This is a genomic window from Enterobacter cloacae complex sp. P2B, from assembly GCF_014895985.1.
Classification (GTDB): Bacteria; Pseudomonadota; Gammaproteobacteria; order Enterobacterales; family Enterobacteriaceae; genus Enterobacter; species Enterobacter bugandensis.
The window spans coordinates 99,543-113,793 of the sequence record NZ_JADBQQ010000006.1 but is presented as its reverse complement, the minus strand read 5'-3'; the positions used below and the strand labels follow the sequence as shown (position 1 = coordinate 113,793).

11 protein-coding genes and 1 pseudogene are annotated in these 14,251 nt (G+C 55.0%); 6 read left to right on the top strand and 6 right to left on the bottom strand.

The window, feature by feature from the left end:
• Positions 1-9: 9 nt before the first annotated feature.
• Both ppdD and nadC read right to left on the bottom strand, forming a co-directional pair.
• A complete protein-coding gene (ppdD, locus tag IM313_RS05740) occupies positions 10-447 on the bottom strand; it encodes a prepilin peptidase-dependent pilin (RefSeq protein WP_045259464.1) in 438 nt (145 codons plus the stop codon).
• A 174-nt stretch (positions 448-621) separates the two neighbouring features.
• Positions 622-1,515: a carboxylating nicotinate-nucleotide diphosphorylase gene (gene nadC / locus IM313_RS05735; RefSeq protein ID WP_192971611.1), complete on the bottom strand. Its 894-nt coding sequence runs from the start codon at positions 1,513-1,515 to the stop codon at positions 622-624.
• Between the two features lie 87 nt (positions 1,516-1,602).
• On the opposite strand from nadC, the gene ampD reads away from it, so the two are divergent.
• The gene (ampD, locus tag IM313_RS05730) at positions 1,603-2,154 is read left to right on the top strand and encodes a 1,6-anhydro-N-acetylmuramyl-L-alanine amidase AmpD (RefSeq protein WP_116342530.1); all 552 of its coding nucleotides are present in this window, start codon (positions 1,603-1,605) and stop codon (positions 2,152-2,154) included.
• Between the two features lie 9 nt (positions 2,155-2,163).
• Entirely contained in the window at positions 2,164-3,018 is an 855-nt protein-coding gene (ampE, locus tag IM313_RS05725) for a beta-lactamase regulator AmpE (protein WP_041911235.1), read from the top strand.
• A gap of 18 nt (positions 3,019-3,036) precedes the next feature.
• On the opposite strand, the gene IM313_RS05720 is transcribed toward ampE, so the two are convergent.
• The 4 genes from IM313_RS05720 to IM313_RS05705 form a co-directional block, all read right to left on the bottom strand.
• Positions 3,037-3,987: a family 43 glycosylhydrolase gene (locus IM313_RS05720; protein WP_049000513.1), complete on the bottom strand. Its 951-nt coding sequence runs from the start codon at positions 3,985-3,987 to the stop codon at positions 3,037-3,039.
• Between the two features lie 10 nt (positions 3,988-3,997).
• Complete coding sequence (locus tag IM313_RS05715) at positions 3,998-5,395, bottom strand: glycoside-pentoside-hexuronide (GPH):cation symporter (RefSeq protein WP_049000515.1); 1,398 nt, start codon at positions 5,393-5,395, stop codon at positions 3,998-4,000.
• Between the two features lie 164 nt (positions 5,396-5,559).
• Positions 5,560-6,930 carry an aromatic amino acid transporter AroP gene (aroP, locus tag IM313_RS05710; protein WP_028015528.1) on the bottom strand — a complete coding sequence of 457 codons (1,371 nt, stop codon included), beginning with the start codon at positions 6,928-6,930 and terminating at the stop codon, positions 5,560-5,562.
• Positions 6,931-6,976: 46 nt separating this feature from the next.
• Positions 6,977-7,204 carry a hypothetical protein gene (locus IM313_RS05705; RefSeq protein ID WP_192971635.1) on the bottom strand — a complete coding sequence of 76 codons (228 nt, stop codon included), beginning with the start codon at positions 7,202-7,204 and terminating at the stop codon, positions 6,977-6,979.
• Between the two features lie 263 nt (positions 7,205-7,467).
• On the opposite strand from IM313_RS05705, the gene pdhR reads away from it, so the two are divergent.
• From pdhR to lpdA, 4 genes and pseudogenes are all read left to right on the top strand, one after another.
• On the top strand, positions 7,468-8,232 hold the full coding sequence (gene pdhR / locus IM313_RS05700) for a pyruvate dehydrogenase complex transcriptional repressor PdhR (RefSeq protein WP_006173806.1): 765 nt from the start codon (positions 7,468-7,470) through the stop codon (positions 8,230-8,232).
• A 123-nt stretch (positions 8,233-8,355) separates the two neighbouring features.
• Positions 8,356-11,019, top strand: a complete 2,664-nt coding sequence (gene aceE / locus IM313_RS05695; RefSeq protein ID WP_028015529.1) for a pyruvate dehydrogenase (acetyl-transferring), homodimeric type — start codon at positions 8,356-8,358, stop codon at positions 11,017-11,019.
• Between the two features lie 23 nt (positions 11,020-11,042).
• Positions 11,043-12,629: pseudogene (gene aceF, locus IM313_RS05690) on the top strand (pyruvate dehydrogenase complex dihydrolipoyllysine-residue acetyltransferase); the annotation flags it as partial.
• 175 nt (positions 12,630-12,804) lie between these two features.
• On the top strand, positions 12,805-14,229 hold the full coding sequence (lpdA, locus tag IM313_RS05685) for a dihydrolipoyl dehydrogenase (RefSeq protein ID WP_023332094.1): 1,425 nt from the start codon (positions 12,805-12,807) through the stop codon (positions 14,227-14,229).
• Positions 14,230-14,251: the final 22 nt, after the last annotated feature.

Here is a 14,251-nt window from a genome sequence, read left to right as displayed (position 1 = left end):
ATCCGCCCCTTAGTTAGTGTCGAAGCGGAAGACGTCTTCGCAGGCCTGCTTAAGCGCGCTGTCAGCACTGATATTGCAGTCACGCGTCCAGCCCGTCATACCGTTGCCGTTGCTCCACTGCGGCGTCATGGTTACCGTCAGCCCGTTCAGGCTCTCCTGGCCTGTTAAGGTCACGATCCCTTTCGCCACGCTCATTCCTGAAACGTAACGCGTCGTGGCAGGAGAGGGTATACCGTTACTGCCGGCATCGCAGCTTTCCACGCCGCCGCGATCGAGCGCGCAAAGCTCAATGGCAGTGCGATAGGGAACGAAAGTTTGCAGCATATCGGTGAGGGCTGCTTTACGCAGGTAGTTCTGATAGGCGGGAACGCCGATGGCGCTCAGAATCGCAATAATGCCAATGACCACCATCAGCTCAATGAGTGTGAATCCTTGTTGTCTGTCCATATCTGCTCCTTATGCAAAGTGGCGCTAGTTTGTCAGCGGGACAGGGCAGAAACGAGGGGCAAAAAAGAGAACGAGAAAGGAGCTTCAGAGAATTCATTCCGTGTTGCAGAGAAGGACAATGGATTTGCGAGCGAGGCTGAAATTCCCCTCTCCGGACAGAGAGGGGAGCGTGCGTTATTTGAAGCGCATTGAGAGATCGAGGGCGCGCACGTGCTTGGTCAGCGCGCCAACGGAGATGTAATCCACGCCGGTTTCGGCGAACTCACGGATCGTCTCGAAAGTGACGTTTCCGGACACTTCAAGCTGGGCCCGGCCGTTGGTCAGTTTCACCGCCTCGCGCATCTGCTCCGTTTCGAAGTTATCGAGCATGATGATATCGGCCCCGGCCTTAATCGCCTGCTCCAGCTCTTCCAGGCTTTCGACCTCCACCTCAACCGGCACATCCGGATGCAGCCAGAAGGCCTTTTCCACCGCCTGACGCACGGAGCCAGAAGCAATAATGTGGTTCTCTTTAATCAGGAAAGCATCGGACAGGCCCAGACGATGGTTTGCGCCGCCGCCGCAGAGCACCGCGTACTTCAGCGCAGTGCGCAGGCCCGGCAGCGTTTTGCGGGTATCAAGCAGTTGGGTACGGGTGCCGGCCAGCAGGTCAACGTAGCGGCGCACTTCACTGGCGACGCCAGAGAGCGTTTGGACAAAATTGAGCGCGGTACGCTCGCCGGTCAGTAATACGCGGGAAGGACCGTCCAGCTCGAACAGCGGCTGATTGGCGGTCACTGCATCACCATCATCAACGTGCCATGTCACCTGTACATCGTCACCCGCCAGCTGAGTAAAGACCTCTTCAACCCAACGCTTGCCGCAGAAAACGCCCTCCTCACGGGTGATAGTGACCGCGTGCGAGCGTGTCTCTTTTGGCAACAATTGTGCGGTAATATCTTTATCGGCGTTAACGTCACCCCCCAGGTCTTCTTTCAACGCATGGGCGACGCTTGCCGGAATATCCATATTAATACGTTCCAGAAGCGCTTCACGTCGGTGGTCGGGGTTGTAGCGGCGAGGCGGCATGATAAAACTCCAAATTGGTAACGAATCATAATATTGAAACATGCTACTCTGAACCGAGTCATTGCACCATACAGAAGGAGTTCCAGCATGTTGTTAGAAAACGGATGGCTGGTGGATGCGCGGCATGTGCCCTCGCCGCACCACGACTGCCGCCCGGAGGATGAAAAGCCCACACTGCTGGTGGTTCATAATATTAGCCTCCCGCCGGGTGAGTTTGGCGGCCCGTGGATCGATGCGTTATTCACGGGAACGATAGATCCCAATGCTCATCCCTTCTTCGCTGAGATTGCGCATCTGCGCGTGTCGGCTCACTGCCTGATTCGCCGTGATGGTGAGGTAGTTCAGTATGTTCCTTTTGATAAGCGCGCCTGGCATGCCGGGGTATCGATGTATCACGGGCGCGAACGGTGCAACGATTTCTCGATTGGGATTGAGCTGGAAGGCACGGATACTACCCCCTACACCGATGCCCAGTATCAGCAGCTGGTTGCTATTACCCACACGCTTATCGGACTCTACCCGGCAATCGCCGACAATATTACCGGGCACAGCGATATCGCTCCGGCGAGAAAAACCGATCCCGGCCCGGCATTTGACTGGTCGCGGTTTCGCGCCATGCTTGCCGCGTCGTCAGAATAAGGAGATACCATGACGTTGTTTACCATGCTGCTGGTTATCATCGCTGAACGCCTGTTCAAGCTCGGCGAGCACTGGCAACTGGATCACCGGCTGGAGGTGTTGTTCCGCCGCATCAAGCACTTTTCCATGCTGCGCACGCTGCTGATGATGGCGGGCGTCATGCTGATTACCTTCCTGCTGCTGCGCTCGCTGTACGGACTCTTTTTCAACGTGCCGCTGCTGGTGGTGTGGATCCTGCTCGGCGTGCTGTGCATTGGTGCGGGCAAGGTGCGTTTGCACTATCACGCCTACCTGAAAGCCGCCTCCCGTGACGATGCCCACGCGCGCGGCGCGATGGCGAGCGAGCTGACGATGATCCACGGCGTGCCACCGGACTGCGACGAGCGCGAGTTCCTGCGCGAGCTGCAAAACGCGCTGCTGTGGATTAACTTCCGCTACTACCTTGCTCCGCTGTTCTGGTTTGTGGTGGGCGGCCCGTGGGGGCCGGTACTGCTGATGGGCTATTCGTTCCTGCGCGCCTGGCAGACCTGGCTTGCCCGTTATCTGACGCCGCATGAGCGTTTGCTCTCCGGCATTGATGCCATCCTGCACGTGCTCGACTGGCTTCCGGTGCGTCTGGTGGGCGTGGTGTACGCCTTAATTGGCCACGGTGAAAAAGCGCTGCCCGCATGGTTCGCTTCTCTTGGGGACCGCCATACGTCCCAGTACCAGGTGTTGACGCGCCTGGCGCAGTTCTCGCTGGCGCGCGAACCGCATACCGACAAGATCGAAACGCCAAAAGCCGCCGTTTCAATGGCGAAGAAAACCTCGTTTGTGGTGGTGGTGATTGTGGCGCTGCTGACGATTTACGGCACGCTGGTGTAACCCAGCGCGCCGCAGACGCTATAACGTATCCGCAGGCGGGATGCCGAAATCAGGCATCCCGTTTTCGTCCCAGCGGACAAGCTTCAGGCGAGTATGACGGTTCGGATCGTAAAGCGGATCGCCTTCAATTTCGGTGTAATTTCTTGCGTGGTATACCAATACATCTTCCCCTTCCGGCGTTTGCGTAAAGCTGTTGTGGCCTGGCCCGTACTGGCGGTTCTCGTAGCTGGTGACGAAAACCGGGCGAGGGGATTTGTGCCAGTTTGCCGGGTTTTGCGGATCGGCGTTCAGGTCTATCCACAGTAATCCCATGCAGTAGTTCTCATCGGTGGCGCTGGCGGAGTAGCTGATAAACAGCTTATCGCCGTGAACCAGCACCGCCGGACCTTCGTTGACCCAGAAACCACGGCATTCCCAGTCGTATTCTGGCTTGCTGAGCATCACCGGCTCGCCTTTCAGCGTCCACGGGTTCTCCATTTCGCACAGATAGAGGTTAGAGTTACCGGAAATATCCGGGGCTTTTTGCGCCCACAGGTACCAGCGTTTGCCCTGATGAACAAAGGTGGTGGCGTCCAGGGCGAAGGTGTCGAACGGGGTGTTGATTTGCCCTTTCTCGATCCAGGTACCGCTGAGCGGATCGCGGTCCGCACACTCAATCGCAAACATGCGGTGCTGGAACATCCCGAGCGCGTCGAGCGCCTGGGTGTGCGTGGCGGCAAAATAGATGTACCACTTTCCGTCAATGTGGTGCAGTTCTGGCGCCCAGATTAGCTGGCTCATCGGGCCGGTCTCGGGTTTGCGCCAGACCACCACTTCTTCGGCATGACGTAAGCCTTCCAGCGAGTCTGCGCGGCGGATCGCCAGCCTGTCGTACTGCGGCACGGAGGCAATAAAATAGTACTGTCCCTCATGGCGTAAAATGTACGGGTCGGCGCGTTGTTCGATAAACGGGTTTGGCCAGTTATGCATGCGGCTTTCCTTATTTAGTCTCAGCGGCTTTGAGTTCCTGATAGTCATTCAGCTCGCGGTAATTGTTGCGGCGTTTTTCCAGATCGGACTGGATCTGCTTCATGGTCTCACGGTCCACTTTCAGCAGACGTACCACCCCAGCGGTAATTAAGTATCCAATGCCCGGAATGACGGTAAAGAGCAGCACGATCCCGTTAATGGCGTCCGCGCTTTGCGCTTTTGCGCCCGCGTCATAACCGTACCAGGAGAGCAGGAAGCCGACCATCGCACCGGCAATCGCCAGGCCCAGTTTCAGGAAGAAGATGTTACCCGAGAAGCTGATCCCGGTGATGCGTTTTCCGGTTTTCCACTCGCCGTAGTCGTCCACATCGGCCATTAGCGACCAGTGCAGTGGAGACGGGATCTGGTGCAGGATGTTCAGCAGGAAATAGAGCACCACGATGGTAACGGTGGCTTTCGGGTCGAAGAAATAGAAGGCGCAGGAGAATGCCGCCAGCACGATATTGGTCCAGAAGAAGACCTTCAGCTTACACCAGCGGTCGGTCAGCACTTTCGCCAGCACGCTGCCAAGCATCATGCCGACAACGCCCAGGCTGATAAACAGCGTGGCGAAGTGGGTGCTCTGGCCCATCACCCAGGTGACGTAATACATGGTCGCCGCCATGCGGATAAAGCCCGGGCAGACGTTGCACAGCGTGAGCAGCAAAATGCGCACCCACTGGTCGTTTTTCCACACGTCTTTCAGGTCGTTTTTCAGTTCGTCGTTGGTTTGCACTGCCGGACGCACGCGCTCGCGCACGGTGGCGAAGCAGAACAGGAACATACAGGTACCAATCAGCGCCAGGACAGTCATCGCCATCTGGTAGCCTTTGGCTTTGTTATCCCCGCCAAACCAGTCGGCCATCGGCAGCAGCGTTAAGGAGAGCAGCAGCGTGGCGATGCCGACCAGCACGAAGCGATACGACTGGCAGGCCACGCGCTCTTTTGGATCGTTGGTGATCACCCCACCTAACGAGCAGTAAGGGATGTTGATGGCCGTATAGGTTAACGAGAGCAGGAAGTAGGTGACAAACGCATAGATAACTTTGCTGTTATAGCTCCACTCCGGGGTGGTGAACATCAGAATGCTGAACAGCGCGTAGGGGAACGCAATCCACAGCAGCCATGGACGAAACCGGCCATATTTACTGCGGGTACGGTCGGCAATCGCCCCCATAATCGGGTCCGTTACGGCATCAATTACGCGGACGGACAGCAGCAGCACGCCGACCAGCGCAGGCGCCAGGCCAAAAATATCCGTATAGAAATAGTTAACAAACAGCATGATGGCGCCGAAGATGATGTTGCATCCCGCGTCGCCCATCCCATAGCCGATCTTTTCTTTTACTGACAGTTTGTTGTTATCCATCGACAGCTCTCCGGTTTACGGTATGGGGAGAATTATTCGCTGGCAAAGGAATATATGCGTTGCAGTATCAGGGCGGTGATATGGATAAATGTGCTGTTGGCGTGAAAGTGTGAAGGAGGTAACAACGCGCAGCACCCGCAAAAACAGGTGCCGCGGCGAGAGGTTTAGTGCGCCTTCATGGCATTACGGCTTTTCTGGCTGAAGAGATAGCCAACGCCAAGGATCGCAATCCAGACCGGGATCAGGTAGACGGAAATCGCCATGCCCGGCGTGATCAGCATGATCACCAGCACGGCCGCCATAAACAGCAGGCAAATCCAGTTACCCAGCGGATAGAGCAGGGCAGGGAAGCGCGTGGTGACGCCCTGCTGCTGTTTCGCGCGGCGGAACTTCATGTGCGCCAGGCTGATCATCGCCCAGTTGATAACCAGAGCGGAGACTACCAGCGCCATCAGCAGGCCAAACGCCGATTCCGGTGCCATGTAGTTAATCAGCACGCACAGCGCGGTCACGATGGCTGAAACAATGATGGTATTCACCGGCACGCCGCGTTTATCCACGTTGAGCAGCATCTTCGGCGCGTTGCCCTGCTGGGCCAGGCCGAACAGCATACGGCTGTTGCAGTATACGCAGCTGTTGTAAACGGAGAGCGCTGCGGTCAGCACCACGATGTTCAGGGCGTTGGCGACAAAGGTATCGCCCAGCTCGTGGAAGATGAGAACAAACGGGCTGGTGTCAGCGGTAACGCGCGTCCACGGCAGCAGGGAGAGCAGCACGGCCAGTGAGCCCACATAGAAGATCAGAATACGGTAGATAACCTGATTTGTGGCTTTCGGGATGCTTTGCTCCGGGTTATCGGCTTCGGCGGCGGTAATACCCACCAGCTCCAGGCCGCCGAAGGAGAACATAATGATTGCCATCATCATCACCAGACCGGTCATGCCGTGAGGCAGGAAGCCGCCCTGTTCCCAGAGGTTACGCACGGTAGCCTGCGGGCCGCCGTTGCCGCTGAACAGCAGCCAGCCACCGAAGATAATCATCGCCACAACGGCAATGACTTTGATAATGGCAAACCAGAACTCCATCTCGCCGAACACTTTTACGTTGGTCAGGTTAATGGCGTTGATAATCACGAAGAAGGCTGCAGCAGACGCCCATGTTGGGATCTCCGGATACCAGAACTGAATGTACTTCCCGACAGCGGTCAGCTCGGCCATAGCAACCAGAACGTACAGCACCCAGTAGTTCCAGCCGGAGGCGAAGCCCGCAAAACTGCCCCAGTATTTATAGGCAAAGTGGCTGAACGAGCCTGCGACCGGCTCTTCAACGACCATTTCGCCAAGCTGGCGCATGATCAGAAAAGCAATGAAACCCGCAATCGCGTAACCCAAAATAATACCCGGACCGGCTGACTGGATAACGGATGCGCTGCCCAGAAACAGGCCGGTACCAATCGCACCGCCCAGTGCGATGAGCTGTATATGGCGGTTTTTAAGTCCGCGCTTTAGCTGATCGCCGTGCTGTTGAGCTTCCATTTGAAACCTCGTGTGTGGTTGTTATGTTCACGCTGTGCGTGTGTAATTATGAAAGTCCATATTCTGTATTTATTTCTTTACGGTTAAACAAACCGAAAAAAGCGGAGAAGACTTCCATACGCGCCAGAATAGTGGTAAGCGCCTGCGAATGCACCTGCTTTATGAAGGGATGCTGACGACTTGAATAAAAAGAAAGCATTTGTAAATCGGCCCGCTTATTCTTCCTAACCCAACCTATAGAATAGAAATGCTTCTTAAGTGGGCGAATTTTCATTATTTGCCATGTTGAATCGCTTCAGATTGCAAAACCCCTCGTTTCATTATGGTTAAAACTCCCTCTTTGGGAGTAATCAACTCATTTGTGCAAAGTTACATTTCTGAAACGTTATTTCTGTAAGGTTGTTAAAATGTGCAGGGTTTACTGATTTCAATCAAAACCAATATGGACAGAAGGTGAATACTTTGTTACTTTAGCGATACGAACTAGAAATTGGTAAGACCAATTGACTCCGGGCAAAAAGGCGTAAGACAGGGAATATGGCCTACAGCAAAATTCGCCAACCAAAACTATCTGATGTGATTGAGCAGCAGCTGGAGTTTTTAATCCTCGAAGGGACTCTGCGCCCGGGTGAGAAACTTCCGCCAGAACGCGAGCTGGCAAAACAGTTCGACGTTTCACGTCCCTCTCTGCGTGAGGCGATTCAACGCCTCGAAGCAAAGGGCTTGCTGCTTCGTCGCCAGGGCGGCGGAACCTTTGTGCAAAACAGCCTGTGGCAGAGCTTCAGCGATCCGCTGGTAGAACTTCTCTCTGACCACCCAGAATCCCAGTTTGACCTGCTTGAGACCCGTCACGCGCTTGAAGGTATTGCGGCCTATTACGCCGCCCTTCGCAGCACTGATGAAGATCGCGTGCGTATCCGCGAACTGCATCAGGCCATTGAACGGGCACAGCAGTCCGGCGATTTAGACGCCGAGTCCAGCGCCGTTGTCCAGTATCAAATCGCCGTCACCGAAGCGGCACACAACGTGGTGCTCCTCCATCTGCTACGCTGCATGGAGCCGATGCTGGCCCAGAACGTTCGTCAGAATTTTGAATTGTTGTATGCCCGTCGGGAGATGCTCCCGCTGGTAAGCAACCATCGCACCCGAGTATTCGAGGCGATAATGGCCGGGGAGCCGGAGCAGGCGCGCGAAGCGTCGCACCGTCACCTGGCTTTCATTGAGGAAATCTTGCTGGACCGCAGCCGTGAACAATCGCGTCGCGAACGTTCATTACGCCGCATACAGCAACGAAAGGATTAAGCGCCAGGTACTTTTAGAGCGCGGCAACTAAACGCAGAACCTGTCTTATTGTGTTCTTGCCCAAGAGCACAATGGGACAGGTTCCAGACAAATCAACGTATTAGATAGATAAGGAATACCCCCATGTCAGAACGTCTCCAAAATGACGTGGATCCGATCGAAACTCGCGACTGGCTACAGGCGATCGAATCGGTCATCCGTGAAGAAGGTGTTGAGCGCGCTCAGTATCTGATTGATCAGCTGCTTTCTGAAGCCCGCAAAGGCGGCGTGAAGGTTGCTTCAGGTGCAGGGGCTAGCAACTACGTAAACACGATTGCCGTTGAAGACGAACCGGAATACCCGGGCAATCTGGATCTGGAACGTCGTATCCGTTCTGCAATCCGCTGGAACGCCATCATGACCGTTCTGCGCGCGTCCAAGAAAGACCTGGAGCTGGGTGGCCACATGGCGTCCTTCCAGTCTTCTGCGACCGTTTACGAAGTGTGCTTCAACCACTTCTTCCGTGCAGCGAACGAGAAAGACGGCGGCGATCTGGTGTACTTCCAGGGCCACATCTCTCCGGGCATCTATGCACGTGCATTCCTGGAAGGTCGTCTGACTGAAGAGCAGATGAACAACTTCCGTCAGGAAGTTCACGGTAAAGGTCTGTCTTCTTATCCGCACCCTAAACTGATGCCTGAATTCTGGCAGTTCCCGACCGTATCTATGGGTCTGGGCCCAATCGGTGCGATCTACCAGGCTAAATTCCTGAAGTATCTGGAACACCGTGGTCTGAAAGACACCTCCGAGCAGACCGTTTACGCCTTCCTGGGCGACGGCGAAATGGATGAGCCAGAATCTAAAGGTGCGATCACCATCGCAACCCGTGAGAAGCTGGACAACCTGTGCTTCATCATCAACTGTAACCTGCAGCGTCTGGATGGTCCGGTAACCGGTAACGGCAAGATCATCAACGAACTGGAAGGCATCTTCGCAGGTGCTGGCTGGAACGTGATCAAAGTCATGTGGGGTTCCCGTTGGGACGAACTGCTGCGTAAAGACACCAGCGGTAAACTGATCCAGCTGATGAACGAAACCGTTGACGGCGACTACCAGACCTTCAAATCCAAAGACGGTGCCTACGTGCGTGAGCACTTCTTCGGCAAATATCCAGAAACCGCAGCGCTGGTTGCCGACTGGACTGATGAGCAGATCTGGGCCCTGAACCGCGGTGGTCACGATCCGAAGAAAATCTACGCTGCACTGAAAAAAGCGCGTGAAACCAAAGGTAAAGCGACTGTAATCCTGGCCCACACCATCAAAGGTTACGGCATGGGTGATACCGCAGAAGGTAAAAACATCGCTCACCAGGTTAAGAAAATGAACATGGACGGCGTGCGCTATATCCGCGACCGTTTCAACGTTCCAGTGACCGATGAGCAGGTAGAAAACCTGTCTTACATCACCTTCCCGGAAGGTTCTGAAGAGCACAAGTACCTGCACGAACGTCGTCAGGCGCTGAAAGGCTACCTGCCAGCTCGTCAGCCTAACTTCACCGAGAAGCTGGAACTGCCAGCGCTGGAAGACTTCTCTCAGCTGCTGGAAGAGCAGAACAAAGAGATCTCTACCACTATCGCTTTCGTTCGTGCCCTGAACGTGATGCTGAAGAACAAGTCGATCAAAGATCGTCTGGTGCCAATCATCGCCGACGAAGCGCGTACTTTCGGTATGGAAGGTCTGTTCCGTCAGATCGGTATCTATAGCCCGAACGGCCAGCAGTACACCCCGCAGGACCGTGAGCAGGTTGCATACTACAAAGAAGACGAGAAAGGTCAGATTCTGCAGGAAGGTATCAACGAGCTGGGCGCAGGCGCATCCTGGCTGGCTGCTGCGACTTCATACAGCACCAACAACCTGCCGATGATTCCGTTCTACATTTACTACTCCATGTTCGGGTTCCAGCGTATTGGTGACCTGTGCTGGCAGGCAGGCGACCAGCAGGCTCGCGGCTTCCTGATCGGTGGTACTTCTGGACGTACGACTCTGAACGGTGAAGGTCTGCAGCACGAAGATGGCCACAGCCACATTCAGTCTCTGACTATCCCGAACTGTATCTCTTACGACCCGTCCTACGCGTACGAAGTTGCTGTCATCATGCATGACGGTCTGCAGCGCATGTACGGTGAAGCGCAGGAGAACATTTACTACTACATCACCACCCTGAACGAAAACTACCACATGCCGGCAATGCCAGCAGGTGCCGAGGAAGGTATCCGTAAAGGTATCTACAAACTCGAAACCATTGAAGGTAGCAAAGGTAAAGTTCAGCTGCTGGGCTCCGGTTCTATCCTGCGTCACGTTCGTGAAGCAGCGCAGATCCTGGCGAAAGACTACGGCGTGGGTTCCGACGTGTACTCTGTGACTTCCTTCACCGAACTGGCGCGTGATGGCCAGGATTGTGAGCGCTGGAACATGCTGCACCCAATGGAAACCCCACGCGTTCCGTACATCGCTCAGGTGATGAACGACGCGCCAGCGGTGGCGTCCACTGACTATATGAAACTGTTCGCTGAGCAGGTTCGTACATACGTTCCAGCTGATGATTATCGCGTACTGGGTACTGACGGCTTCGGTCGTTCTGACAGCCGCGAAAACCTGCGTCACCACTTCGAAGTTGATGCTTCTTACGTGGTTGTAGCAGCACTGGGCGAACTGGCTAAACGTGGCGAAATCGATAAGAAAGTGGTTGCGGACGCAATTACCAAATTCAACATCGATGCAGAAAAAGTTAACCCGCGTCTGGCGTAAGAGGTAAAAGAATAATGGCTATCGAAATCAAAGTACCGGACATCGGGGCTGATGAAGTTGAAATCACCGAGATCCTGGTCAAAGTGGGCGACAAAGTTGAAGCTGAACAGTCGCTCATCACCGTAGAAGGCGATAAAGCCTCTATGGAAGTCCCGTCTCCTCAGGCTGGCATCGTTAAGGAGATCAAAGTCTCCGTTGGCGATAAAACCGAGACCGGCAAACTGATCATGATTTTCGATTCCGCCGACGGTGCAGCAGCTGCTGCACCTGCGCAGGAAGAGAAGAAAGAAGCCGCTCCGGCCGCCGCTGCTCCAGCAGCTGCCGCAGCAGCGAAAGAAGTGAACGTGCCTGACATCGGCGGTGACGAAGTTGAAGTCACCGAAGTGATGGTAAAAGTGGGCGACAAAGTTGCCGCTGAACAGTCACTGATCACCGTTGAAGGCGACAAGGCTTCCATGGAAGTGCCTGCGCCGTTCGCCGGTACCGTTAAAGAGATCAAAATCAGCACCGGCGACAAAGTGTCTACCGGCTCCCTGATCATGGTCTTCGAAGTGGAAGGCGCTGCGCCTGCCGCAGCTCCGGCTGCCGCGGCTGCTCCAGCACCGGCTGCTGCACCGGCTCAGGCTGCTAAACCAGCCGCTGCCCCTGCTGCAAAAGCAGAAAAATCAGAGTTCGCTGAAAACGACGCTTACGTCCACGCGACTCCGCTGATTCGTCGCCTGGCGCGCGAATTCGGTGTGAACCTGGCGAAAGTGAAAGGTACCGGCCGTAAGGGGCGTATCCTGCGCGAAGACGTTCAGGCTTACGTGAAAGACGCGGTGAAACGCGCCGAAGCTGCACCTGCGGCAGCCGCTGGCGGCGGTATCCCGGGCATGCTGCCATGGCCGAAAGTGGACTTCAGCAAGTTCGGCGAAATCGAAGAAGTGGAGCTGGGCCGTATCCAGAAAATCTCTGGTGCGAACCTGAGCCGTAACTGGGTGATGATCCCGCACGTTACCCACTTCGACAAAACCGATATCACCGATCTGGAAGCGTTCCGTAAACAGCAGAACGCCGAAGCCGAGAAGCGTAAGCTGGACGTGAAATTCACCCCAGTGGTCTTCATCATGAAAGCCGTTGCCGCTGCTCTGGAGCAGATGCCACGCTTCAACAGCTCCCTGTCCGAAGACGGCCAGAAGCTGACGCTGAAGAAATACATCAACATCGGTGTTGCGGTAGATACGCCAAATGGTCTGGTTGTTCCGGTATTCAAAGACGTGAACAAGAAGAGCATCACTGAGCTGTCCCGTGAACTGACCACCATCTCCAAGAAAGCGCGTGATGGTAAGCTGACTGCCGGCGAAATGCAGGGCGGCTGCTTCACTATCTCCAGCATCGGCGGCCTGGGTACCACCCACTTCGCGCCGATTGTGAACGCGCCGGAAGTGGCTATCCTCGGTGTGTCCAAGTCCGCGATGGAGCCGGTGTGGAATGGCAAAGAGTTCGTGCCGCGTCTGATGATGCCAATCTCTCTGTCCTTCGACCACCGCGTGATCGACGGGGCTGATGGTGCGCGTTTCATCACCATCATCAACAACATGCTGAGCGACATTCGCCGCCTGGTGATGTAATCGAAAAGCCGGCCAGTCGGCCGGCTTTTTTCTGATAATCTCATGGTGTTTATGAGGTTATTGGTGAAAGCGACAATTCGTGAGCCGTTTGTTGTTTCAAAATTGTTAACAATTTTGTAAACTGCGGGCGGATAGAACGACCCGGTGGACGACGGGTATAAACTAAGAGGTCATGATGAGCACAGAAATCAAAACTCAGGTCGTAGTACTTGGGGCAGGCCCGGCAGGTTACTCCGCAGCATTCCGCGCCGCGGATTTAGGTCTGGAAACCGTCATCGTAGAGCGTTACAGCACCCTCGGCGGTGTTTGTCTGAACGTCGGCTGTATCCCTTCTAAAGCGCTGCTGCACGTAGCGAAAGTTATCGAAGAAGCCAAAGCGCTGGCTGAACACGGTATCGTCTTCGGCGAGCCGAAAACCGATATCGACAAAATTCGTACCTGGAAAGAGAAAGTTATCACTCAGCTGACCGGCGGTCTGGCGGGTATGGCCAAAGGCCGTAAAGTGAAAGTGGTAAACGGTCTGGGTAAATTCACCGGTGCGAACACCCTGGAAGTGGAAGGCGAAAACGGCAAAACCGTGATCAACTTCGACAACGCGATCATCGCGGCAGGCTCTCGCCCAATCGAACTGCCATTCATCCCACATGAAGATCCACGCGTGTGGGATTCCACCGATGCCCTGGAGCTGAAAACCGTTCCTAAGCGTCTGCTGGTTATGGGCGGCGGTATCATCGGTCTGGAAATGGGTACCGTGTACCATGCGCTGGGTTCAGACATTGACGTGGTTGAAATGTTCGACCAGGTTATCCCGGCTGCTGACAAAGATATCGTTAAAGTCTTCACCAAGCGCATCAGCAAGAAGTTTAACCTGATGCTGGAAACCAAAGTGACTGCCGTTGAAGCGAAAGAAGACGGTATTTACGTTTCCATGGAAGGCAAAAAAGCCCCATCCGAACCACAGCGTTACGACGCCGTGCTGGTGGCTATCGGTCGTGTACCGAACGGTAAAAACCTCGACGCGGGCAAGGCTGGCGTGGAAGTGGACGACCGTGGCTTCATCCGCGTTGACAAACAGCTGCGCACCAACGTGCCGCACATCTTTGCTATCGGCGACATCGTCGGTCAGCCAATGCTGGCGCACAAAGGCGTTCACGAAGGTCATGTTGCCGCTGAAGTTATCGCCGGCATGAAGCACTACTTCGATCCGAAAGTGATCCCATCTATCGCGTACACCGAGCCAGAAGTTGCATGGGTCGGTCTGACCGAGAAAGAAGCGAAAGAGAAAGGCATCAGCTACGAAACCGCCACCTTCCCGTGGGCTGCTTCTGGCCGTGCTATCGCTTCCGACTGCGCAGACGGTATGACCAAACTGATCTTCGACAAAGAGACTCACCGCGTAATCGGTGGTGCGATTGTCGGTACCAACGGCGGTGAGCTGCTGGGTGAAATCGGTCTGGCTATCGAAATGGGCTGTGACGCGGAAGACATCGCGCTGACCATCCACGCGCACCCGACTCTGCACGAGTCCGTGGGCCTGGCGGCTGAAGTGTTTGAAGGTAGCATTACTGACCTGCCAAACGCGAAAGCGAAGAAGAAATAAGTTTCTTCAGATGAAAAAAGCG